The sequence below is a fragment of the Pseudomonas sp. PAGU 2196 genome, from assembly GCF_022179005.1.
GTDB lineage: Bacteria > Pseudomonadota > Gammaproteobacteria > Pseudomonadales > Pseudomonadaceae > Aquipseudomonas > Aquipseudomonas kermanshahensis.
This window is the reverse complement of record NZ_BNTL01000035.1, coordinates 32,099-56,161: the sequence shown is the minus strand read 5'-3', so window position 1 is coordinate 56,161 and position 24,063 is coordinate 32,099. Positions and strand designations below refer to the sequence as shown.

General features: G+C 57.9%; 20 protein-coding genes and 1 tRNA gene. 13 read left to right on the top strand and 8 right to left on the bottom strand.

Going from position 1 to position 24,063, the window contains the following annotated elements:
• Window positions 1-124: 124 nt before the first annotated feature.
• From MFF34_RS25090 to MFF34_RS25075, 4 genes are read left to right on the top strand one after another with little or no spacing between them, the layout of a single operon-like run.
• Window positions 125-2,053, top strand: coding sequence for a hypothetical protein (locus MFF34_RS25090; RefSeq protein ID WP_238217130.1), 1,929 nt, complete (start codon window positions 125-127; stop codon window positions 2,051-2,053).
• A gap of 15 nt (window positions 2,054-2,068) precedes the next feature.
• Window positions 2,069-3,277 carry a hypothetical protein gene (locus tag MFF34_RS25085; protein ID WP_238217128.1) on the top strand — a complete coding sequence of 403 codons (1,209 nt, stop codon included), beginning with the start codon at window positions 2,069-2,071 and terminating at the stop codon, window positions 3,275-3,277.
• Window positions 3,274-3,675, top strand: coding sequence for a hypothetical protein (locus MFF34_RS25080; protein ID WP_238217126.1), 402 nt, complete (start codon window positions 3,274-3,276; stop codon window positions 3,673-3,675). Before MFF34_RS25085 ends, MFF34_RS25080 begins: the two co-directional genes overlap by 4 nt.
• 1 nt (window position 3,676) lies before the next feature.
• Window positions 3,677-5,536, top strand: coding sequence for an AAA domain-containing protein (locus MFF34_RS25075; protein WP_238217124.1), 1,860 nt, complete (start codon window positions 3,677-3,679; stop codon window positions 5,534-5,536).
• Window positions 5,537-5,658: 122 nt separating this feature from the next.
• On the opposite strand, the gene MFF34_RS25070 is transcribed toward MFF34_RS25075, so the two are convergent.
• Window positions 5,659-5,895 carry a hypothetical protein gene (locus MFF34_RS25070; RefSeq protein ID WP_238217122.1) on the bottom strand — a complete coding sequence of 79 codons (237 nt, stop codon included), beginning with the start codon at window positions 5,893-5,895 and terminating at the stop codon, window positions 5,659-5,661.
• Between the two features lie 242 nt (window positions 5,896-6,137).
• On the opposite strand from MFF34_RS25070, the gene MFF34_RS25065 reads away from it, so the two are divergent.
• Complete coding sequence (locus MFF34_RS25065; protein ID WP_238217120.1) at window positions 6,138-8,009, top strand: P-loop NTPase fold protein; 1,872 nt, start codon at window positions 6,138-6,140, stop codon at window positions 8,007-8,009.
• 388 nt (window positions 8,010-8,397) lie between these two features.
• Here the strand turns inward: MFF34_RS25065 and MFF34_RS25060 are convergent, their stop codons facing one another.
• Both MFF34_RS25060 and MFF34_RS25055 read right to left on the bottom strand, forming a co-directional pair.
• The gene (locus MFF34_RS25060) at window positions 8,398-12,153 is read right to left on the bottom strand and encodes a hypothetical protein (protein ID WP_238217119.1); all 3,756 of its coding nucleotides are present in this window, start codon (window positions 12,151-12,153) and stop codon (window positions 8,398-8,400) included.
• A 597-nt stretch (window positions 12,154-12,750) separates the two neighbouring features.
• Window positions 12,751-12,840: transfer RNA gene (locus MFF34_RS25055), tRNA-Ser, on the bottom strand.
• Between the two features lie 254 nt (window positions 12,841-13,094).
• Between MFF34_RS25055 and MFF34_RS25050 the strand changes: the two genes are divergently transcribed.
• From MFF34_RS25050 to MFF34_RS25015, 8 genes are all read left to right on the top strand, one after another.
• On the top strand, window positions 13,095-13,766 hold the full coding sequence (locus tag MFF34_RS25050) for a Bax inhibitor-1/YccA family protein (RefSeq protein ID WP_003251184.1): 672 nt from the start codon (window positions 13,095-13,097) through the stop codon (window positions 13,764-13,766).
• 179 nt (window positions 13,767-13,945) lie between these two features.
• The gene (locus MFF34_RS25045; RefSeq protein ID WP_033696754.1) at window positions 13,946-15,325 is read left to right on the top strand and encodes a nucleobase:cation symporter-2 family protein; all 1,380 of its coding nucleotides are present in this window, start codon (window positions 13,946-13,948) and stop codon (window positions 15,323-15,325) included.
• 117 nt (window positions 15,326-15,442) lie between these two features.
• The gene (gene tusD, locus MFF34_RS25040; protein ID WP_099428820.1) at window positions 15,443-15,835 is read left to right on the top strand and encodes a sulfurtransferase complex subunit TusD; all 393 of its coding nucleotides are present in this window, start codon (window positions 15,443-15,445) and stop codon (window positions 15,833-15,835) included.
• A gap of 1 nt (window position 15,836) precedes the next feature.
• Entirely contained in the window at window positions 15,837-16,196 is a 360-nt protein-coding gene (tusC, locus tag MFF34_RS25035; RefSeq protein ID WP_238217116.1) for a sulfurtransferase complex subunit TusC, read from the top strand.
• Window positions 16,196-16,492, top strand: coding sequence for a sulfurtransferase complex subunit TusB (gene tusB / locus MFF34_RS25030; protein ID WP_238217115.1), 297 nt, complete (start codon window positions 16,196-16,198; stop codon window positions 16,490-16,492). Before tusC ends, tusB begins: the two co-directional genes overlap by 1 nt.
• Window positions 16,489-16,824 (top strand): TusE/DsrC/DsvC family sulfur relay protein, encoded by a 336-nt coding sequence (locus MFF34_RS25025; RefSeq protein ID WP_027592724.1) that lies wholly within the window; start codon window positions 16,489-16,491, stop codon window positions 16,822-16,824. The genes tusB and MFF34_RS25025 overlap by 4 nt, the downstream gene beginning before the upstream one ends.
• Window positions 16,821-17,822: a glycosyl transferase family protein gene (locus tag MFF34_RS25020; protein ID WP_238217113.1), complete on the top strand. Its 1,002-nt coding sequence runs from the start codon at window positions 16,821-16,823 to the stop codon at window positions 17,820-17,822. The genes MFF34_RS25025 and MFF34_RS25020 overlap by 4 nt, the downstream gene beginning before the upstream one ends.
• 94 nt (window positions 17,823-17,916) lie before the next feature.
• Window positions 17,917-18,879 (top strand): glutathione S-transferase family protein, encoded by a 963-nt coding sequence (locus MFF34_RS25015; RefSeq protein WP_238217111.1) that lies wholly within the window; start codon window positions 17,917-17,919, stop codon window positions 18,877-18,879.
• A 116-nt stretch (window positions 18,880-18,995) separates the two neighbouring features.
• Here MFF34_RS25015 and cysG read toward each other — a convergent pair whose 3' ends face one another.
• The 5 genes from cysG to lolA are packed head-to-tail and all read right to left on the bottom strand — an operon-like array spanning window position 18,996 to window position 24,031.
• Window positions 18,996-20,387 (bottom strand): siroheme synthase CysG, encoded by a 1,392-nt coding sequence (gene cysG / locus MFF34_RS25010; RefSeq protein WP_027592727.1) that lies wholly within the window; start codon window positions 20,385-20,387, stop codon window positions 18,996-18,998.
• Entirely contained in the window at window positions 20,388-21,668 is a 1,281-nt protein-coding gene (serS, locus tag MFF34_RS25005; RefSeq protein ID WP_085273003.1) for a serine--tRNA ligase, read from the bottom strand.
• A gap of 30 nt (window positions 21,669-21,698) precedes the next feature.
• Window positions 21,699-22,073, bottom strand: a complete 375-nt coding sequence (gene crcB / locus MFF34_RS25000) for a fluoride efflux transporter CrcB (RefSeq protein ID WP_085273002.1) — start codon at window positions 22,071-22,073, stop codon at window positions 21,699-21,701.
• Window positions 22,070-23,395, bottom strand: coding sequence for a replication-associated recombination protein A (locus tag MFF34_RS24995; protein ID WP_238217109.1), 1,326 nt, complete (start codon window positions 23,393-23,395; stop codon window positions 22,070-22,072). The genes crcB and MFF34_RS24995 overlap by 4 nt, the downstream gene beginning before the upstream one ends.
• A 12-nt stretch (window positions 23,396-23,407) precedes the next feature.
• The gene (gene lolA / locus MFF34_RS24990) at window positions 23,408-24,031 is read right to left on the bottom strand and encodes an outer membrane lipoprotein chaperone LolA (RefSeq protein ID WP_027592731.1); all 624 of its coding nucleotides are present in this window, start codon (window positions 24,029-24,031) and stop codon (window positions 23,408-23,410) included.
• Window positions 24,032-24,063 lie beyond the last annotated feature (32 nt).

Here is a 24,063-nt window from a genome sequence, read left to right as displayed (position 1 = left end):
CATTTCGCCATTACTTTGTGGTAAACCACATCAAGAAGCGCATGCGCGCCGATGCATTAAGGTGGACTGCCGTAGGCAGAGACAGCGGCTATGCCGGCTAGGCCTATCTGAAGGATGAGATGACATGGACACGAAAGAGACCCTCGAACAGGGTGTCCTCTATGCGCAAGCTGGCTTCAACGAACTGCAGAACCAGTTCCTGACCGATGCATTGGATCAATACTCGGTGATGCTCAAGCAATCGATCACTAGAAAAGATGGTGAGTATGCAAACTGGGCCCTGGATAAACAGCAGGGTCGAATCGCAGAGGCTCACCACGCGGGCTCGTACAACATCGAAGCAGCTGGCAAGGGCGCCAACAACCACCGAGCCACGCTGGATGTAGGACGACACAACGATCCAGTCACCGACATTCGCATCAACACCCCTGATGGTTCCAAAGACTACCAGCTCAAGTTTTATAAGACCGCCGAGGACAGCACCAAAGCCATCAACCATGGTGACTATCAGGACGTAGGCAAGATCGTCCCGGAGGAACAACTGGCTGAGGCTCGAACCGTTGCCAATGACGAGGCGACAAATAACGCACAGAAGCGGCCCGAGGTCAGCAAGAATTACAAGAAGACTGCTGAGACCCTGGATGACTCGATCCACTCGGACGACCGCCCTGACATCAAAAGCAAGCCACTCAAGCGTCGCGGCAAAGGCAGCTCTGAGGAACTCGTCAAAGAAACAATCAAGGAAGACAAAGGCCCTGAGTACGCAGAAAAAGACCGCGTGCGCGCTGAGTTCAATCGCATGCAATACGCGAATGCAGCCAAGGCAGGTGCAATCGGTGGTGCAACGCTAAGCGCCGCGTCCGAGCTACTTGGCATCATGCGCAGCGATGATCCCCTCACGATGGAGCAGTGCTATGAGGCAGCTGAGCGCATTGTTCTGAGCTCGATAAAAGGCGCCGGCAATGCCGTTCTGGTCACTGGCATTCAGCACCTTGGCCAGAACCTGATCGACAGCGCCTCGCACACTGCTCTCAAGAACGCAGGCGGCCACCTGATCAAAGGCAACGTCGCTTCGGCTGTCGCTAATATTGCGGTGAACCTTGGCCAGAACATCTACAAGTTCTCGCGAGGCGAAATCGACAGCCTGGAGTTCGGCGGGTCAATGATCAGCACCACTGTATCAGTGGTTGGTGGATCCTTGGCGTACAGCGCAGGTACCGCAACGGCGACCTTCCTGGGCCAGTGGGTAGCCTCCGAGATCGCCTCCACAGCACTGTTTGGCGCCACGCTTGGCGCCCTTGGCCCCATTGCACTGGGCGCCGTGTTCTCGATTGGGTTCTCCTTCGCTGTCTCTGCTTATGTCGGCCACTTCGCAGGCCAAGGTAGAAAGCTGGCGATGGAGGATATGCAGGCTGCGATGTCCCAGCTCACCAACGGCTCGATCAACCTGTCGCAGTACGCTGGGCTCGTCGGCACGATGTCCGAATTCAAGTTCGAATGGAAGGACATGCTGCCGTTTTCCGGCAGCATCTCGGTATTCTCGGAATACCGTGCTCGCAAAGGTCAGCTCATGGCCGTGCAGAAGCAGATCGAGAAGCAGATCGCCAGCTTGCCCTCCCAAGAGGCAGAAGCCCTCTATCAGCTTAAGGCCAGCTACCAGCAGAAGATTCTGCAGATCGAAGAAGACTACGAGCGTCAACGCCAAGAGATCACACGACAGGCCGGTGAGCGCTATCAGATGTTGAGCAAAGACCTGAACGCTCACTTGGAGCTTCAGTTCCTCATGTTCACGCCTATCAAGAACACTCTTCTCGCCGACCGCAAGGCGCTCCAGACTGCCAGTACCGAACAGCAACTCGAACAGGCGCGCATGGACTCCTATTGCGAGGAGCTCAAAACATTGCAGCAGTCCCTTGAAGCAACCGCATTCGAGGGTGGTGATACCGACAAAATCGCACGGACGATGCTGGCCACAATCGATGTCCGTCTCACGGACGTACTGCCTGAGCAGACGTCTTGGGATCAGGCCTACGAATTTTTTGTGCGCCCGTAGTGCAAGGAGCCCAGGATGCTAAAGAAACTTGTCCATTACTTCACCAGCCGTAGCCTGGATAAGCACCTGCAGAAAACGCAGTGCATGATCGATGAGTATGAGCGCGAGGCTGCGGCTAGCCAGGCCCGGGTTCAAGCTCAAGCCGACGCATACAAGCTGCAGATCCAACAGCTCGCCAAGCTACGCGAAGAGGGGCTCAAGCAGTATGTTGAGTTCCTCAACGACCACATAGAGAAGACCACAGACTATATCGGCAATCTCAAAGACCTGCCGCAGGCCATGTTCCTGTGTGTCGAGGCTTGGCTGCGCAAAAACATCAGCGAGCTGCGCTGGAGTCTTGAGCGAGACAAAACCCAAGTCATCCGTTCGACGATTTCGTACTTGGATGAACTCAATCAAGAGATGATCCGGCTATCGCGCGCCGAGGAACGTCGCATCTGGCAAGCACAAACCGCGAACCGTCCGCCTCGCGTCACAACCCCAGAGATCACCAAGCTCGTCAAACAATTCGCACGAGATGCCAAGTCCGATGCCAAGGACTATGATCGCGATCTGAGCCGCATCAAAAGCTATCAGAGCAAGCTGCGAAAGCAGCTAAAAGAACTCAGAATTTCCACCTCCGAGCTCAAGGCCGAGAAGGAGCGGAACAGTGAGCAACACCAGCTCGTGAGACAGCGTGTGAAGGCCCTCTACGAGCAGTGCGGTACCAAATTCAGAGCAATTCAGGACATCTTCGAAAACTACTACCAGTTCTCGGACAGCGATTCACCCCTAGCCAACCTGTGGATTTCACAAATGCCCAATGGCGGTACGCTCAGGGAAATCAATCAGGTGCTTATCGATACGAGGCCCGATTGGGAAGACGCCAAGCGCAGAACAGCAGACCTCAAACAGCGGAGAACGATTATCCAAACACGCATCAAGTGGGCTCACGACTTTAAGGAGTTCTCCACGCTCGATGCGGACAAGGAAGCGCGCTCAGAGATTATCCATTCGCTGGCAGCCGCCCGCGAACACCAGGACAACTTCTTCAAGGCCCGTCAGGTGTTCACATCTCGTCGCGATGAAATCAAGAAGCTCATGGGCTGGATCAACGACCTGCACCCCTCAAAAACCATCGAGCAGGTATTCACCCTGCTCTCGCGCGACGACACAGACATCTACTGGCCAGCGATCGGCCTGGCAACCAACTCAGTGCGTCACCCAGCAAGGAGGCAACAATGAGCACATCAAGCACAACACGCGTGAAGCTCAGCTTCCAATGGGGCGCCTGGCAATTCAGGGAGTGCTTCATCGCCATTTCCGAGGCCGTGCGACTGGGCTACACCACCAACGATGAGTTAATCAACGTGCTGCCCCAATTTACGGTCAACCGCCTTGTCCTGGGCTTGGACAAATTGCTCGCGGCGGAAATGGCACACCTCAGCATGGACACGCTCTCCATCGATGATGACATGCGCATCGTCGAGGCACTCGCGGCTGGCCAGGTGCTTGAGTTGCCGCTGAGCATGGAGCAACTGGAGCGAAACGACCCACTGATGAGCAAGATTCTGATGGGCATTGGCGTACGAAACCCAGCGGGTGCACTGTCGCTCTTGAAGCCAAAAGTTGAGGGGATCTGAGATGACATCTAAAGAGCACTTCAACCAGGGAGACCTGAGAACATCCCCTTCCCCTATCACGCCGGATCCAGACTTCCTCGATCACATCGACGACTGGCTGGAATACTTGGTAAAGCTTGTCGAGATCACAGCCGATCCGATCACCCGCGCAAAGTATGAAAGACAGATCAGGTATGTCCTGCGATTCCGCAGTGGGGCCAACTGCAACGTCGCACACAACAACATTTTGGCCAGATATTACACCGAGACGGCAGGATCCGCAGACGACGCATCGGACAGCAAACTGGAGGAGAACCTCGACGCTACCGATCGCAAAACGAAGGTTGCTGCTGAACTTGCCGAGCTGGGGCTGCACGACTCGATGGCCATCCACGCCACTACACCCGTGCAGGAGTGTTACCTGACTGATACCTATGCCTACTCCCAAATCCAGAAAGCCTTGGCTTGCGAAGACATTTTCTTCCTCCAAGGGCCTCCTGGCACCGGTAAAACCACTGCAATCGTGGAGATCATCCTCCAAACCCTACGTAGCAAACCCGAAGCGCGAATCCTCATCAGCTCCGAAACACACGTCGCAGTCGACAACGCCCTTGATCGCCTGACCACGCACCTTCCAGCTTCCGACATGTCCATGGTGATGCGCTACCCACGCTTCATGGTCGTCACCTTGGAAAACTTAGCAGCCATCGAAGTACAAGCTTTAGATCGGGCTGATGCCGTTTGGAGAGATGCCTGGGAGAAAGCGCCAGAGCTCACAGAGCGTTTGTGGCAAAAGCTGGATCGCGGACGCACGAACAGCGACGGGAGCGTCGACCTTCCACGGTGGCTAGTGCGCAACCTCGCCAACCGACATCAGATCATCGGCGTGACCTGCAATCAGGTGGATCACTTCATCGACAAGGACAGTGACATGTTCGACCTGGCCATTGTCGATGAGTGCTCCAAGGCTACCCTGCCCGAGTGGCTAATGGCACTCACAGTGGCTCGCAAGTGCGTCTTGGTCGGCGATCACAAGCAGTTGCCACCGACCTTCTGCAAAGAAGAGTCTTCAGCCCTCTCGGCACTCGACAAGACCCAGGAAAAGCTCATCAGAGGCGGCGTCATCGAGCGCATCTTTGAAAACTTCCCAAAGCACATGAAAGGCACGCTGCTGAAGCAGTACCGGATGCTGCCTGAGATCGGAAAATTCATCTCCAAGCACTTCTACAACAACACCCTCGCCCACAGCCGCACGGAAGGTAATGGTCTGTTTGAGCACTTCGCCTGGCTGACCTACAATTCCAAGGGCTACATCGTCCCACCTGAACGCAAAAACGAAGAAGAGAAGACACTTATCAACAAGCGCGAGATTCAGATTATCGTTGATCGTCTGAAGACCATGTGCGAGCAAATCGGCGAAGCAAAAGCTGCGGCGATTGCTGAGGCTGCAGCTGGTGATAATGCTGCGGACTCTGGTGATGTGTTGCTCAATGCAACCAGCGCTACTCCTCAAGGTGAAAAGGCCAAGCCCTACTTCAGCGACGGCAAACGCCTGAGTGTAGCCGTGATCACGCCGTACCGCGCACAGTGCAGGCAGCTCAAGCTCGCTTTGGGCACGCTCGATTTCCATGATCACCTGACGATCGAGGTGGACACTGTCGATGCGTTCCAAGGGCGGCAGGCTGACGTCGTCTTCTTCTCGTTCGTGCGCACCGTGGGGCCCGCCACGTTCTATGCAGACGACCGACGCATGAACGTCGCCATTTCTCGGGCTAGAGACTGCGTGTATCTGGTGGGGAGCATCGACTACATCCGAAGCAAGAGGCTGCCTGCACTGACAGCGCTCGTGGGAAGACCGGTGATTTCCAGACTCGGTTGTTGAGGCAGGTTGCGCAAGTCGCGCTCTGACCGCAATGGTTGGCCCTGCACCTTAAATCTCGAAGCCCCAAATCGCGGACATGTCGGCGTTTTGGGGCTCTGGAGAACTCTTAGCAATCCGGGACTTCAGTCCGGTCGCTCTATTTGCTTGAGCACTTGGTCGTATGCTTGCTCTTCAGCATCTTCCCGACTTTCGCAGCCGAAGATCTCTTCTAGGCTGTCATATTCCGCCTCACGCTCCTCATCTGACAATTCCTCTTCATCGAAATCGTCGATTTCCTCGCTCTCAACGCCTGCCATGGTGATGCCCTCAACCGATTTGATCGGTGCAGTGTAATGTCGCGCAGCAGGCGTAACGTACATCGCATCGACTGTCGCGTCACTAGGAGATTTCGGCGACTCAGAGCGAGGTACTTTGGGGGATTTGCTCTGCAGTGCTTAGGGCCTGCTGGAGCGCGGATTGTCGGGAGGTGGGCCAGGTGCAGGCCTCTCTGGGCTAGAGAATGCATCCGGGGATAGCTTGAATGCTACGGATTCTTTGGCAATATTCCGGTCACTTTTTCAGTCGAGGCAGAGGCTCTCGACACTATGGACGGGATCGAGTGATGGGCATGCATGCTTCTGTATTCTTGGACTACTACCTCAACTCGGAAACCGATGCCGCCTACGCGGTGATGCTCAACGGCCCGTGGGGTGCAGGGAAAACCTTCTTCATCAAGAAATACCTTGATGACCGCGTTCAGGCTCCAGCGGTTGCCAACGGTCAGGGCAAAGCCAAAGGCAAAGCCGAGAAGAAAGCGCCAAACTACCTCTATGCGAGCCTGTACGGTGTTACCAGCACGACTCAAATTACTGATCAATTTTTCTCCCAAGCCCATCCTTATCTGAACTCCACCGCAGCAAAGCTTGTAGGCAGCGTTATCTCGAAAGGCCTCAACGGCTACTTTGGCACCGATGTAAACTCAAGCGCTGAGAACCAAAATATCATTCAGGACTTGGCACTGAAGCTCGAAGGACGCATTTTAGTATTCGACGACCTTGAGCGTTGTGCGATGCCCATTAGCGAAGTCATGGGTTTCATCAATAGCTATGTCGAACACGAGGGACTCAAGGTCATCATCCTGGCAAATGAACATGACATCCCAGAATCAGAAGTCCTCACCTACACCAAGCAAAAAGAAAAGCTTGTCGGCAAAACCATCCAAGTCAAATCCGATCCGCTAGAAGTCCTCGACAAGCTTATCGGCAAAGTCAAGAGCCGCGCCGCAAAGAAAACAATCGAGAAAGAGAAGACAGTCCTGCTAGAAACCTTCTCGGCCTCAGGAAAACCTAACTACCGCAACTTACGTTCAATTCTCGCCGAGTACGAGCGTATCGTAGAGGCTGTTGATAATAGGCTCCAAACAGCAGATGAGGCGCTCAAACAACTGCTGCTCTATATGATAGCCACTGGTCACGAATATCGGAGCAGCGACCTTTCTCTAGAGCACTTGAAGGCACTGCCGATATCTGAGAATTACAGCCTGCTTTTCGGTAAATCGGCCAAGTCCGAAGAAAGGGATAGATTTGACGCCCTCAAGGCTAGATACGTACACGTCAAATGGTTCAACCCCATCATCCACCCAAAAATTTTGGCATCAATCTACAGCTCTGGATTGATTGACACTCAAGCCATCGATGCCGCTCTCGCTCAGCACCCATTGGTCGTAGGGTATACCGAGACACCCGCCTGGCGGCTGCTGTGGAGCTGGACTGACCTGACCGGCACCGAATATCAGAAGGCGAGGCTGAAACTGATTGACGAGCTTTCCGACCGTACGCACTTACATCCAGGATTGATTCTTCACGTAGCCGGCATTGTTATTGGACTCAAGGAATTCGGAGACGACCTGCTGTCTGGAGTGGATCTACCGCGCTACTTTGCTGACTACCTTCGGGAATTGACTGCTCAAAACAAGCTCATAGCAGACAAGAAAACATTTGATTTTATCCCGGATTCGTATGGTGGGCTTGGTTATACCTCCAAGGACGACGACTCCTTCAAGTTCATCTATAAGCTAACCAAAATTGCCACACAAATGGCATGCGACAAGGACATAAAAGACAAGGCAGCTAATTACATTAAAATACTCGAATCATCAAAGGAGAATTACAGTTCTTTGTATGAGCTCGGTATAAATAAAGGGAATTATGGCAATGCAGCCATTTTGCAGCATATACCTGTTGATCAGTTTTCGAAGCTGCTGATCGTCGATTCCTCGCCTAACGCCCAATTGTTCGCAAGCCTAGCACGTCGGTACGAATCAATTCGATACCGCCGTCACGAACTACATGCTGAATTTGATTGGCTCACGAGGCTGAAGGCGCACCTGGATGACCTAGCCCGAACTACGCCGCCTCCTTTCCGCAATCTTCTTGAGCTAAGGATCAAGTACTACTTCGAGCTGATCGAGACCGGGACGGGCATTGAGTTCTAAAGGCAGCACTGGAATGACAAGTCTGAAGGTTTAGTGCAGTCAGGTGAGGCCGCTCGGCGCCACAGGTGACAGGAAAACTGAGTGCTACAGTCCTTGTAGGAGCATTTCACCGCTGTTTACCCGGGCTTGCATCTCCCGTCGCGGTCGAGATCGTGAGATCTTCATACACTAAAGCGCCGTTCCCTGAAATCGTTCAGGGCCCTAGGTTTTCAAACAGCGTGATCACCCAGAGCCACTGCATTCAACGTCGACATCAACAAAACATTATCGCAAGCCTCCTCCAACTCCATGTCCGCTTAGAGAAAACCGGAATGCTCGGCTGATGGCTTCATCTAACCTTAAGAGACACTAACTCGGACAAGATTTTCCACACATAGCGGCTATGCCATCATTCACGCATCGCCCATTGTTTCGCTTGCGAATCAGCACGCTCAGCGTCCGAGGCCCAAGAATCTGCAATCAGCTCAAGCATCGCACTCGTGCGAACAAAGTTCACCGATGCCTTAGCCCAGTCTCGTGTTTGCTGCTCTAGGACGCGCTCCTGCTCACCCCCTTCACCCATGTTCTTGACCACAACCCCTCGCATGTTGAATCGCTCGATCTGGATCCCGCGCTCGATCTCTTCCGATGCGAGGGCTTCAATGACATGCCTAACAGCTTCGTGAGGCCAAGCACCGTCTTCATGGCTTACTGGCGCATGTGCTAGTACTTGGCCGATCATTTGGTCGGTAATGGCCTCGCGATCTGACTCAACACCTAAGCGCCGAACCTCCTGACACCAACTCAACAAAGATTGCTCATTGACCTCTTCTCCAGATTGGCCAGGCAGCCGGTTAAGACTCTTGAGAAGACGATACGCGTTTGATGCATGCTGCCTATCAGTGTCAGAAACTTCAGATGGCTCGGCGCCTTCAGCCCTGAACACCCGCCTGACCATGCCCATAAAAAATTCAGGTTGCTCAAGCAGCATTTTATGAAGGGTTTTGGGTTCTTCACGAAGCGCCTGCAGATAGATGAACTCCAAGCTTGCCACTTCCTCAATCGCAACATCAGATCGCTCCGTCAAGTCGTCAATGACCTTCTCTACATCGAAAAAGCTGGAGCTCACTGAGTTGGAGTTATGCTCACCAACCCCGGCCTTGAGCAGGGAGATGACAAGCTGCGACGGTATGTCTTGGAGTCGGCGAGAGGCCGCGCTCAATGCTGCAGTAGGCCGATCGACCATGAGGTACTTCTTCATCGCATACAGCAGCTCGTTTGTGTCTAAGGTTATGGGGTATGGTGCCTTTTGCGACCAGTAGGCGCGCTCAACGTCATCGCCGAATGACTCGACGTAAAGCCAGATTCTTAGCTCATCGGGAACGAACGCGAATATTTGCGCAAGGCATTCGACAGTTAGATCGCTGTGCAACAAAGCCGCACGCGCTTCCTCCATCCATTGCTTCCCAAAACGGGAAACGCCCTCTGCAAGCGAGAAGCTTGCGGCCAAATCCATCTGCTTGGAATCGTGGGCTAACGTACTGGTAAATAGCTCCCACAACTGCTCATATGGCAACTCAAGGCGGCTAATGGTGGACATTACAAGTCGCGCATGCGCCGCCCGCTTCAAGAGCGCCAAGAGCCCTGGAACTGCCCGCGCTTCATGGATTGTTCTCAACGCGACCAGTCGAGCATCTTCGACAAGCTCAATAGGGTCTGCATCCTCATCATCAACTCCTTCGACTGGCGGCATCCAATCATCGAAAAGCCAACTCTGGCTTTCCACCAACTCCTCGGGCGCGTGTTTGTCTGCCACGAACAGGAGACGCTTCAGCCTCTCCTCAGACATGGCCCAGTTAGCGTTCGAATACTTCTGGTGACGCTTAACCTCGACATTCAAAGACTTCCACATACTGACCCGATCCTCGCCAGAGACTTCGCCGAGCACCTCATTCAGACGATTGGTCAGAGCACTGAACGGGGCCTCCTGGAAATGTGCCATGGCTCCGATCAAAGCCTCCCAGCGATCAGGTAACGCACCCGCTTCGTTGAGCGCGAGCGCGATGATTTTCGCTTCGCTTTCCCACACAAGCCCATAGGTCAGGTTCTCCCGATCATCACGCTCATAATCCCTGAACTTTGGTCTTGCGGTAGGGCTGCTGATGTCACCTGTTCGAGGAAGCAGACTTACCAGCAGTGGCCAGGCGATAGTTGGAACCTGCTTCACAATGCTCTGCAAAACTGCCAGCCGTCGATTCGTTCTTACGGAGGTGCAGGGTGACCAAGATAGGAATATCTCTCGCAGACTGTTGATAGGTCGGTTGGTTAGCCTGCCTCCCGGATCGATGGCCGCGAGTTTGGCCAGGCAAAGTACCGCACGCTCAAATGACGTCGCATCCCATGCAAGCACCTCAAGCGACCACAAGAGGCCACAGTGGTAGGTAACCGGGCTAAGCACACCAGGATGCTCATCAAAAATAGGCCGGATTGAAGGCGAATCGCCCTCAAGCTGACGCTCAAGGGCCTCAAGAAAAGAATTTGGCGACGCCTCTGCAAGCAGTTGCAGGTTCTGTTCTAAACTGGCGATCAGCACAGAATTGGATGATAAGCCCGTGATCGATTGAACAAGTTCATCCACGTAGCGCTGAGGGTCTTTACCTGCAGCCGTAAAGCAGGCTGGACTGTGCAGAACCGCCATATGAAGCAGGGTTGTCAGCATCCCCTTTTTCAAATGCTCACTGTGCTCTGTCGCAATGGCGCGTTTTGTAGGCATCACAAACGCATCTTCAGCTTTCGGAGGGGCGTGCGAAGCGACAGCTGTGTCAAAAACGGCAATCAGGGCTTCCCGAAACAGCTTGAGGTGCCGACGTCCAATTTGGGACGCAATGTTCAGGAATACATCTACGGGCGCCCTCGTCGCCCAAAGGTTGTCTTCACACTCGATGGGTGAATCCGACATCTGAAGATACTTACGCAGTGCATCTTCCGCATCGTCGTAGTCCTGCTCGCTGAGCGAGCTGAGGATATTCTTGTCGTGTTCCACATCCGAGTCCCATGCTCCCGCAAGTAGAGCTGGAACCAGTTCTAGCCCACTCTCTCGCCACTCGGGGTATTCCGTGTAGCCGTTGGGATTGAGGCGGGCAAACACCGCTAAGCTTCGGCCACAGCTACGAGCGGAATCATAGGCTTCGCTTTCACTCATTCCCATCAGCACAAACGCTTTGCTAAGCTCACTGCTCAATGGTCGTCGCAACTCGACATGGTCGATTTTTTTGTCACTCACCCCAGCACTGATGACGGTGGGCCCACGCTTCATGAGGAGCCCTGCGCTTTTACGTGCAGCTTTTCTTGGCAGGTATATCAGATTTGAAGTGCTGGCCAGATGACGTGCAGCTTCTTCTGTCTCTACGATCAACGTGCGTGACTCTAGGAACTTGCGAACCGTATCAGGGGCTTTTCGTATTGCTGCAACAGCAAAGGCGATAACCTCGTCGCTGGTATCAGCAGAAAAGGCCCAACATCCATCCTCTCTAGCCAGCTTGAGCAAGAGATCTTCCGCCTGCGACTCCCGTCCAGCGAGCAGGACTTCCTCGACAAGACAAGGCTTGAACTGGGAGGAAAACTCGATCCAGAACTCTTCCGTACTGAGTACACCGTTCTGAGGGGCCAGTTGAAAATCGCTGCGAGCCCAGCGGGAAGCTACTGCCGGACATTTCTGAAGCCAATCCTCAAGGATCTGCCCATCGACATAGACCACACGCTTCCACTGCGCAGACTTGTTTTTTTCAGCTAGCCAATCCTCAACCTTGTCTTGAGGCGTATTCCAGGTTCTGGGAGACACGAGAACTAGCGTGTGATCTGACCGAGTCTGCGAGTCCACTTCATCGGTTCGTTTTTTGTAGTCCTGCTCAGCCTTGGCTTTACCGGCACTATTGGTTCCAAACTCCCAGATAGACTTGCCGTCAGGTACAAACGGAGAGTTCGAGTCTGCATCCAAATATCCGTCATAACCACGAACCTGACCCATGTCACCGTACAGAAACCTCTGACGTCTGACCTTGGACGCAGTGGCCCATATCATTTCTGAGACGAGCTCGGGCAATTTATTCTCTGCTTGGAGCGTATTGGCCCAGACCCCAAGCTCAAGCGCACTAATCCATTTCAACGATAAACTCCTTTCTAACGCTCTCCGGCATTCAGAAGAGGTCGATACCCGCGCAACCTCATGGCATAAAGCCACTCTACCCGCGTCGCCATTGCCTGACCAGACAGCAGCCAAGCCCAAGGTGCTGATCGTCAAGCGTCATTAGCGTCCAGCCAAGCTGTTAGAGAGAAAACGCTTTTTCTGGGCTAGGAGAGTGCCTAGAAAGCTAGGGGCGATTCAGACCTCAGATCGTGGCTGACCGCTTACGACAGTGTGTGAATGGCGTAATTTGAGCTGAGTGCTTGATGACATCGCTAGGGTTTCAGTGGGCGCAATGATTCTGCCAAGGGCTGCGCTTAGCATTTCGTTGAGATGGGAGTCATCGTGGATGACTAAAGCGGCTTGGGCGAAGCCTAGCCAGGCGCACAGCAAGTGTGCAGTTGGATTTTTGAAGAATCCATCAACCGAGAAGTGTGCATTAGCGTGCATCTGAGCGCAGCTGAGGGCAGCTGATGAGCATGCTCGCCAAGCAACACAGCGCTTCCGCACCGGAAAAAATAGAAAAATCAGGCACAAAAAAAGGGCTTAGATTTCTCTAGCCCTTTATTTGTCTATGTCTGGCGGGAAACCAGGGATTCGAACCCTGGGAACGCTCTCACGTTCGCCGGTTTTCAAGACCGGTGCATTCAACCACTCTGCCAATTTCCCGATGCAATCGCTTGGCTATCCTGAAGTGTGCATCTAGGGACTACCTTAGATAAGAACTCTAGGATAGTTGCCCATCGACGGTTTTCAAGACCGTTGCCTTAAACCACTCGGCCACGCTTCCAGCTCGTTTTGCGGCCGCCATAATACCGTAATGAAACACGCTGTCAAACTCTCTGTGTCGCGGGTTGCAGGACGTCTGATAGACTCCTAGCATCTGAACGTCTGAAACCACAGGTTTACCAAGGAGCCTCGCCATGCGCGAACAGGATTACGCCGTACACCACGGCCAGCAGGTCGAGCAGCAGGAGATCAGCAAAGTCCTGCGCAACACGTACAGCCTGCTGGCACTCACCCTCGCCTTCAGCGGTGTCATGGCCTTTGTGGCCCAGCAGATGCGCGTCGGCTACCCGAACGTGTTCGTGGTGCTGATCGGCTTCTACGGGTTGTTCTTCCTCACCAACAAACTGCGTGATTCGGCCTGGGGCCTGGTGTCCACCTTCGCCCTCACTGGCTTCATGGGCTTCATCCTCGGCCCTATCCTCAACCGTTACCTGGGCATGGCCGGTGGCGCTGAAGTGGTCAGCTCGGCATTCGCCATGACCGCACTGGTGTTCGGTGGCCTGTCGGCCTATGTGCTGATCACCCGCAAGGACATGAGCTTCCTCAGCGGCTTCATCACGGCAGGCTTCTTCGTGCTGCTGGGTGCGGTGGTTGCCAGCTTCTTCTTCCAGATCAGCGGCCTGCAACTGGCGATCAGCGCTGGCTTCGTGCTGTTCTCGTCGGTCTGCATTCTGTTCCAGACCAGCGCGATCATCCATGGCGGCGAGCGCAACTACATCATGGCGACCATCAGCCTGTATGTATCGATCTACAACCTGTTCGTCAGCCTGCTGCAGCTGTTCGGCATCATGGGCCGCGACGACTGATACTGCGCCTCATGGAAAAGCCCGCTTCGGCGGGCTTTTTTGTGCGCCAAAGACTGACTTAAAAGTCAGCTTATTGAGCGAACAGACACCGATCATGCCGCCATCGTGCTTGCCCCTACCCCAATTGCGCTTCAGCCCGTAGAATGCGCTCCTTTTTTCTTCCGGGGCGGCTTTCTGCAATGAGCTCACACGAACACAGCCCAGGCGCATCGGCGCCTGCCAATGAACTGGTGCTGGGTCTTGAGGACAAGCCACGGCTGCTGATCGGCCTGCTGGCGGCGCTGCAGCACCTGCTGGCGATCATCGTGCCGATCGTGACACCTGGCCTGCTGATTTGCCAGGCGCTGGGTGTTTCGGCGCGGGACACCAACCTGATCGTATCCATGTCGCTGGTGATCTCCGGCATCGCCACCTTCGTTCAGTGCAAGCGCTTCGGGCCGTTTGGCGCGGGGTTGCTGATTGTTCAGGGCACCAGCTTCAACTTCGTCGGGCCGTTGATTGCTGGCGGTGCGCTGATGGTCAAGCAAGGCACGCCGGTAGAAGGCGTAATGGCGGCCATTTTTGGCGTGGTGATCGCAGGCTCGTTCGTTGAGATGGGTGTGTCGCGCATCCTGCCGTTCGTCAAACGCCTGATCACGCCACTGGTGACCGGCATCGTGGTGCTGATGATTGGCCTGACCCTGATCAAGGTCGGCCTGATCAGCATGGGCGGCGGCTTTGGCGCGATGGCCAACGGCACCTTCGCCAATGGCGAAAACCTGCTGCTGTCGGGCGTGGTGCTGGCGATCATCGTCATTCTCAACCGCATCCCGGTGGTATGGATGCGCAGCTGCGCCATCGTCATCGCCTTGGCGGTGGGCTATGCGCTGGCGGGCTACCTCGGCCGCCTGGACTTCACCGGCATGCACGAGGCTGCGCTGTTCCAGGTGCCCACGCCGCTGCACTTTGGCCTGAGCTTCTCGTGGGCGCTGTTCATCCCGATGTTGGTGATCTACCTGGTGACATCGCTGGAAGCCATTGGTGACGTTACCGCCACCAGCAAGGTCTCGCGCCAACCGGTCGAAGGCCCGGTGTGGATGCAGCGGATCAAAGGCGGTGTGCTGGTGAACGGCGCCAACTCGCTGCTGGCCGGCTTGTTCAACACCTTCCCCAGCTCGATCTTCGCCCAGAACAACGGTGTTATTCAGCTGACCGGCATCGCCAGCCGCCATATTGGCATCTGGATCGCCGTGATGCTGGTGCTGCTGGGCCTGTTCCCGTCGGTTGCCGGAGTAATCCAGGCGGTACCAGAGCCAGTACTGGGTGGCGCGGCCATGGTGATGTTCGGCGCGGTAGCGGCCTCGGGTATCAACATCCTGGCCAGCACGCAGCTGGACCGTCGCGCCCTGCTGATCATTGCCGTGTCGCTGGCCTTGGGCCTGGGCGTGGCCCAGGTGCCTGAGTTCCTGGCCCACATGCCGGCGGCAATCCGCAATGTGCTGGAGTCGGGCGTCGCCACCGGCGGTATTTGCGCCCTGGTGCTGAACTGGTTCCTGCCAGAGAGCAAAGAGCGCGCCTGACCCTTCAGCGCCTCGCTGAAAAGCCCACCCCCTCTGCACAAGGCCACGAGGTCCTTGTATGAGCGGGCTTGGGCTTTTTTGCTTTATCATGGCGGCATTCCTTTGCATGAGTTGTCCATGAAATTCGCTATCGCGGTTTTTTCCCCGGCCCATGCGCCCTCCTCGCGCCGCGCCCTGCGCTTTGCCGAGGCGGTGCTGGCCGGCGGGCATGAGATTGCCCGGTTGTTCTTCTATCAGGACGGGGTACACAGTGCCTCAGCCAACGTGGTTACGCCCCAGGACGAGCTGGATGTCGCCGCCCAATGGCGCACCTTCATCGACCACCACCAGTTGGACGCGGTGGTGTGCATTGCCGCTGCGTTGCGCCGTGGCGTGCTCGACGAGGCCGAAGCCAGCCGCTATCAACGGCCGGCCGCGAACCTGCCCAAGCCCTGGGAGCTGTCCGGGCTCGGCCAACTGCACGAGGCGGCGCAGAGTGCCGATCGGCTGATCTGCTTCGGAGGCGATTGAAATGGCCAAGTCCTTGTTGATCATCAGCCGCCAGGCACCCTGGAACGGCCCATCGGCCCGTGAGGCGCTGGACATCGCACTGGCCGGTGGCGCGTTCGACCTGCCGCTGGGCATGCTGTTCCTGGACGATGGCGTGTTCCAGCTCGCCCCGGGCCAGCAACCTTCAACTTTGCAACTGAAGAACCTGGCGGCCAACCTGCAGGCCTTGCCAATGTTCGGCGTCGAAGCGCTCTTCGCCTGCAGCCATAGCCTGCGCCAGCGCGGCCTTGCCGCCGACACCCTGGCGCTGCCGGTGCAGGTGCTAGACGACGCGGCACTGACCGCATTGATCGCCCGTTTTGACCAGGTGGTAACGCTGTGATGACAACCCTGCATGTAATTGCCCACTCGCCCTTCGGCGACGACCGCCTGGCCAGTTGCCTGCGCCTGCTCGGTGCCGACGATGCACTGCTGCTGTGCGGTGATGCGGTCTATGCACTGCACGCCGGCAGCGAGCCCCAGCACCAGCTGCAAGCCGCCGCGCTCGAGCAGCGCTTGTTCGCCCTCGAAGAAGACCTGCACGCCCGCGCGGTCGCCAACGACCTGGCCACGCCTGTGGACTATGCTGCATTCGTCGAGCTGTCGCTGCATTACGACAAGGTCAACAGCTGGCTATGAGTACGCTGAACGTTGGCGATCAAACGATTGCCCTGGACAAGGACGGCTTTCTGGTCGACCTGCACGACTGGTCCCCTGCCGTCGCCGATGCCCTCGCCACACGTGAAGGCATCCCGCTGACCGCTGACCACTGGGAAATCCTCGAGCTGCTGCGCCAGTTCTACCAGGAATTCCAGCTTTCGCCGGCCACACGCCCGCTAATCAAGTACACCGCGCTGAAGCTGGGCCCAGAAAAGGGCAACAGCCCGCACCTGAACCGCCTGTTCAACGGCACTCCTGCCAAACTTGCCGCCAAGCTGGCGGGCCTGCCCAAGCCGACCAACTGCATATGATCGAACCACGCCCGCTCACCCTGGAAACACCCGCCGAACACCCGTTCGCCGAATTCGTGCGCATCCTTGGCAAAGGCAAGCGCGGCGCGCGCGGCCTAACCCGCGAAGAAGCCCGCGCGGCCATGACCTTGCTGCTGGAAGGCAAAGTCGAGGACACCCAGCTCGGTGCCTTCCTCATGCTGCTGCGGCACAAGGAAGAAAGCGCCGATGAACTGGCCGGTTTCACCGAGGCCCTGCGCGCCCACTTGCAAGCGCCGCACCTTGCCGTGGACCTGGACTGGCCCACGTACGCGGGCAAGAAGCGCCACCTGCCCTGGTACCTGCTGGCGGCCAAGTGCCTGGCCAACAACGGGGTGCGCATCCTGATGCATGGCGGCGGCGCCCACACCGCCGGGCGCATGTTCACTGAACAACTGCTCGAACAGCTGCAGATTCCGCTGTGCCGCGACTGGGCGGCTGTCAGCACCGCGCTCGACCAGCAGCGGCTGGCGTTTTTCCCGTTGCAGGACTGGGCACCCCAGTTGCAACGCATGATTGACCTGCGCAACACCTTGGGCCTGCGCTCGCCAATTCACTCCTTGGCTCGGGTACTGAACCCGCTGGGTGCGCGCTGCGGCCTGCAGAGCATCTTCCACCCTGGCTACCAGGCGGTGCACCGTGAAGCTAGCCGTCTGCTCGGCGACCATGCCGTGGTGATCAAGGGCGATGGCGGCGAGATCGAGGTCAATCCCGATGTCATCAGCCATCTTTATGGCACTACAGCGGGTGAGGCCTGGGATGAAGAGTGGCCAGCCCTGAGCGAACGCCGCCATGTCAAACCACCGAGCCTGCAGCCGCAGCAACTGCTCGCCGTGTGGCAGGGCGAAGCCGAAGACAGCTACGGCGAAATGGCCGTGGTCGCCACCATGGCCCTGGCCTTGCGCGGGCTGGGGCAGAACCGTGACGACGCCTTCGCCACAGCGCGTCGCTACTGGCGCGAACGCAACGCATCGATTTAATCGATTAAAGACCCCGAGTCTTTGCGCTATTTATTCGAACGATATTCCCTAGACTGGGCTCCAACGACAAACAACTTTGTTCCAGGAGCTCAACATGGGCCTTTTGATCGACGGCCGGTGGCACGACCAGTGGTATGAAACCGGCAAAGACGGGGCCTTTAAACGCGAAAACGCCCAGCGCCGCAACGCGTTGCCCGCACCCGAGGCCGGCCGTTATCACCTGTATGTGTCGCTGGCTTGCCCATGGGCGCACCGCACCCTGATTTTCCGTGCCCTCAAGGGCCTGTCGCCGCTCATCGATGTATCGGTTGTGAGCTGGCTGATGCAAGAAAATGGCTGGACCTTCGACCAGCAGCAGGGCTCCACCGGCGACCACCTCGATGCACTCGAATTCCTGCACCAACGCTACACCCAGGATGACCCGCACTACACCGGGCGCGTTACCGTGCCGGTGCTGTGGGACAAAAAAGAGAAGCGTATCGTCAACAACGAATCGGCCGAGATCATCCGCATCTTCAACAGCGCCTTCGACGAGCTGACCGGCAACCGCCTGGACCTCTACCCCGAGCCCTTGCGCCCGGCGATCGAAGCGCTGAACGAACGGATCTACCCCGCGGTGAACAATGGCGTCTACCGCGCAGGCTTCGCCACCACGCAAGAGGCCTACGAGGCCGCGTTTGACGAGGTGTTCAATGAGCTGGATTACCTGGAAGACGTGCTGAGCCGCAATCGCTACCTTGCTGGCGAGTACCTCACCGAGGCGGATGTACGCCTGTTCACTACGCTGGTGCGCTTTGATGCGGTGTACCACGGGCACTTCAAGTGCAACCTGCGACGCCTGAGCGACTACCACAACCTGTCAAACTGGCTGCGCGAAGTGTACCAGTGGCCGGGGGTGGCGCAGACGGTGGATATGGAGCATATCCAGAAGCATTACTACATGAGCCACAAGACCATCAACCCGAATGGGATCGTGCCTAAAGGGCCGTTGCAGGACTTTGGTGTGGCGCATGATCGGGAGCGGTTGGCGGGCCAGGGGATCTGGGTTAACCGGTGACACAGCGGGGCTGCTTTGCAGCCCTTCGCAGCACAAGGCTGCTCCTACACAGGCGTGCACCAAACGTGTAGGAGCAGCCTTGTGCTGCGAAGGGCCGCAAAGCGGCCCCACCCGTTTCAGCTATGTTGCGAACCTTCAAACCACGCCAGCTTCTCACGCAACTGCACCACTTCCCCAACAATCACCAGGGTCGGTGCATGCACTTCATGCTGGGCGACAAGCGCCGGCAGATCCGCCAGGGTGCCCGTAAACACCCGTTGATTGCGCGTAGTACCTTGCTGCACCAGCGCCGCTGGCGTGCTGGCCGCACGCCCATGACGAATCAGTTCGGCGCAAATGGTCGGCAAACCCACCAACCCCATGTAGAACACCAGGGTTTGCGCCGGTGCCACCAGGTCATCCCAAGGCAAATTGCTGGTGCCATCCTTGAGGTGCCCGGTCACGAAGCGCACCGATTGGGCGTAATCGCGATGGGTCAGCGGGATGCCGCCATAGGCTGAACAACCACTGGCCGCGGTAATGCCGGGCACCACCTGGAAGGGGATGCCCTGCTCGGCCAGCTGTTCGATCTCCTCGCCACCACGGCCAAAGATGAACGGATCGCCACCCTTGAGGCGCAGCACGCGCTTGCCCTGCTTGGCCAAGTCGACCAGCAGGCGGTTGATCTGGTCCTGCGGCACGGCATGGTCAGCGCGGCGCTTGCCGACATAGATACGCTCGGCATCACGCCGGCACATGTCGATGATGGCCGGGGCCACCAGGCGGTCGTACAGCACCACATCGGCCTGCTGCATCAGGCGCAAGGCGCGGAAAGTCAACAAGTCCGGATCGCCCGGCCCTGCCCCCACCAGATACACCTCACCGCCCTGCTGCACCGGCGCGCCATCGACCATGGCCTGCAACAGGCGTTCGGCCTCGGCACCCTGCCCGGCCAGCTGACGCTCGGCAATCGGGCCCTGGAAGACATTTTCCCAAAAGCCGCGACGCTGGTTGACGTCTGGGTACAGGCGTTTGACCTGGTGCCGGAACCGCGCCGCCAGCCCGGCGAGCTCGCCGTAGGCCGAAGGGATCCACGCTTCCAGCTTGGCGCGAATCAAACGCGCCAGCACGGGCGCATCCCCCCCACTGGAGACTGCCACCACCAACGGCGAGCGGTCGACGATGGCCGGGAAGATCACCGTGCACAGGGCCGGCGCGTCCACCACGTTGACCGGCAGGTTGAGCGCCTGGGCATCGGCCGACACCTGGGCGTTCAGCCCAGCGTCATCAGTGGCCGCGATCACCAGCCGGCAACCGACCAGGTCGGGCGCCTGATAGCCGCGCACCAAGACCTCACCGCCACCTTCCCGGGCCAGTGCGGCCAGTTGGCCGTCAACCTCGGGCGCCACCACACGCAGCGCGGCGCCGGCATCGGCCAACAGGCGCGCTTTGCGCAAGGCAATTTCACCGCCGCCGACGACCAGTACCCGGCCGCCCTGCAGCTTGTGGAACAGTGGCAGGTAATCCATTTAGCGGATGACCTCGACACCACCCATGTACGGCTTGAGCACCTCAGGCACACGGATCGAACCGTCGGCCTGTTGGTAGTTCTCCAATACCGCCACCAGGGTGCGGCCTACTGCCAGACCAGAACCGTTGAGGGTATGCACCAGCTCTGGCTTGCCGGTTTCCGGGTTGCGCCAGCGGGCTTGCATGCGACGCGCCTGGAAATCACCGCAGTTGGAGCAGGAGCTGATCTCGCGGTACTTGTCCTGGCTCGGTACCCACACTTCCAGGTCGTAGGTTTTCACCGCACCGAAGCCCATGTCGCCGGTGCACAGCGCCAGTACCCGGTAGGGCAGTTCCAACAGCTGCAGCACGCGCTCGGCGTTGCCGGTCAGGCCTTCGAGGGCTTCCATCGACTTGGATGGCTCGACTACCTGGACCATTTCGACCTTGTCGAACTGGTGCTGGCGGATCATGCCACGGGTGTCACGGCCCGATGCGCCGGCTTCACTGCGGAAGCAAGGCGTGTGGGCGACCAGCTTGAGCGGCAGTTGCTTGGCATCGAGGATTTCACCGGCAACCAGGTTGGTCAACGAAACCTCGGCGGTTGGGATCAGGTAGAAGTCAGCTTCGCCTTCGCGGCTGATCTTGAACAGGTCTTCCTCGAACTTGGGCAGCTGGCCGGTGCCTTGCAGGGCCGGCGCCTGTACCAGGTACGGGGTGTAGTGCTCTTCGTAGCCGTGCTCACCGGTGTGCAGGTTGATCATGAACTGCGCCAGCGCGCGGTGCAGGCGGGCGATCGGGCCACGCAGCACGGCAAAGCGGGCGCCAGACAGCTTGGCTGCCGCTTCGAAGTCCAGGCCACCGCTGATTTCGCCCAGGGCGACGTGGTCTTTGATTTCAAAGTCGAAGGCCTTAGGGGTGCCCCAGCGGCGTACTTCAACGTTGTCGTCTTCGCTGGCACCAACCGGCACGCTGGCGTCCGGCAGGTTAGGAATGGTCAGCAGGATGCCATCCAGCTCAGCCTGAATGCCGTCCAGCTCGACTTTGCCTGCGGCCAGCTCGTTGGCCATGCGCTCGACGTCGGCCATCAGCGGCGCAATATCTTCGCCCTTGGCCTTGGCCTGGCCGATGGACTTGGAACGGGCGTTACGCTCGGCCTGCAGTTGCTCGGTGCGCGTCTGCACGGCCTTGCGGCGCTCTTCCAGTGATTCGATGCGCGCGACATCCAGGCTGAAGCCACGGGAGGCCAGGCGATCCGCCACTTCCTGAAGTTGGCCGCGTAACAGTTTGGAATCGAGCATATCGTTCTCTCGTTATGTGTAGGTGTTGGTTCAGAATCGGGTCAAGGACAGGCCGGCCCAGGTCGCGAGCAGCCCGCCCACCACGCTGATACCGGTATAGCCCAAAGCCAGGGGCATCTGCCCGCTTTCCATGAGGCGTACGGTATCGAGCGAAAAGGAGGAAAACGTGGTTAAGCCGCCCAGGAAACCGACGATCAGGCCCGCGCGCAGCTCGACCGGGACCATGGGCTTGTGCAAAAACAGGCCATACAGCAGGCCGATCAACAGGCAGCCGATCAAATTGACCGCCAGCGTACCGAGATAGAAGTGCCGTGGCCAGTGGGCGACCACCCAGTTGGTGGTCGCAAAGCGCAGCAAAGTACCCGCGATACCGCCTGCACTGACAGCAGCGATCAGTGCAATCATGGTTTTCTCCGTTGCCGGGGGCTGCTGCGATCCAGCTCGGCCAGGTGCCGTAGCTTCTCGCCGATCTTCAGCTCCAGGCCGCGGGGCACGGGTTGGTAATACTGGCGAGGCTCAAGCTGATCGGGGAAGTAATCCTCGCCCGCAGCGTAGGCATCGGGCTCGTCATGGGCATAGCGGTATTCGTCGCCGTAGCCCAACTGCTTCATCAACTTGGTCGGGGCGTTGCGCAGGTGCAGCGGCACTTCCAGCGAACCATGCTCGGCCGCCTCGCGCAGGGCAGTCTTGAAGCCCATGTACACTGCATTGCTCTTTGGCGCACAGGCGATGTAGGTGATGGCCTGGGCCACGGCCAACTCACCCTCGGGGCTGCCCAGGCGCTCTTGCACATCCCACGCCGACAGGCACAGGCTCAGGGCACGCGGGTCGGCGTTGCCGATGTCTTCGCTGGCCATGCGCACCACGCGGCGGGCGATGTACAGCGGGTCGCACCCCCCATCGAGCATGCGCGCGAACCAATACAGCGCGGCATCGGGGTTGGAGCCGCGCACCGATTTGTGCAACGCCGAGATCTGGTCATAGAACGCCTCGCCGCCCTTATCGAAGCGCCGACGGCTGTCACCGAGCAGGCTTTGCAGCAGCTCGACGCCAATTTCGCTGCCATCTTCAGCCAGGTCCGAGGCGTTTTCGAGAAAGTTGAGCATGCGCCGGCCATCGCCGTCGGCGGCAGCCATGAGCATCTTGAAGGCCTCGTCGCCCACCTGCAGGTTGTGCTTGCCCAGGCCGCGGTCTTCGCTCAAGGCACGGTCGACGAGCTTGCGCAGCGCCGGCTCGTCCAAGCTCTTGAGCACGTACACCCGCGCGCGCGAAAGCAACGCATTGTTGAGCTCGAAGGACGGGTTTTCGGTGGTGGCACCAATGAAGATCAGCGTGCCGTCTTCCACGTAGGGCAAAAAGGCGTCCTGCTGCGACTTGTTGAAGCGGTGCACTTCGTCGACGAACAGGATGGTGCGGCGGCCATACTGGGCCGCCTGCTGCTTGGCCACCTCGACCGCCTGGCGGATCTCCTTGACCCCTGCCAGTACCGCCGAGACCGTTTCGAAGTGCGCGTCACAGAACTGCGCCAGCAGCCGCGCCAAGGTGGTCTTGCCCACCCCGGGCGGCCCCCAGAAGATCATCGAGTGCAACGCCCCCTGCTCCAGCGCCTCGCGCAGCGGCTTGCCGCGCGCCAGCAGGTGCTCCTGGCCAACGTACTCGTCCAGGTTGGACGGGCGCAGGCGAGCAGCCAGGGGCTGGGCGACGGGTTCGCTTCGAAACAGGTCCATCACGGGCTCCGGTTACTCCTGGATGATATCCGCGCCTTTCGGGACATCGAACTTGAACTTGCTGTCAGGCACTGCCTGGTTGGCCTTCACCCCACTGAACAGGATGTTGGTCCGCTGGCCGACACTGTCGATCAGCTGCATGTCATTGATCAGCCCCTTGCGGAACGACACGCGCAGGGAGTCGAACAAGGTGTCCTTGGTTTTCGGCTTCAAGGTGAAATCCATGACTTCGCCCTGCTCCTTGGACGCGATGTCGAAGCTTTGGCTGATCTTCGACACGTCACCGGACAGCAGCAGCGCCGGGGTCTGGTTCAGGCGTACATCAAGCTTCTTGATGGTGGCCTGCTCAAGGTCCGGGTCCCACAGGGTGACCATCTTGCCATCAGACACCACCACCTGCTCCTGCGGGGCATCGGTGTGCCAGTAGAACAGGCCCGGGCGCTTGACGGTCATCTGGCCCTTGGTCTCCTGCAGGCTGGTGCCGTCGGCACCCAGCGTCAGCTGAGAGAAATTGGCATCGATCGTCTGCGACTTTTCCAGCAACTGGGTCAGGCGCTTCACGTCCAACTCGCCGGCATGGGCCGACACAGAGCCCATGGCCAGGGCAGAAACCAACAGCATGCGAATCGCGCGCATGGAAATCCTCGTAGGACAGTAAATGAGCCAGG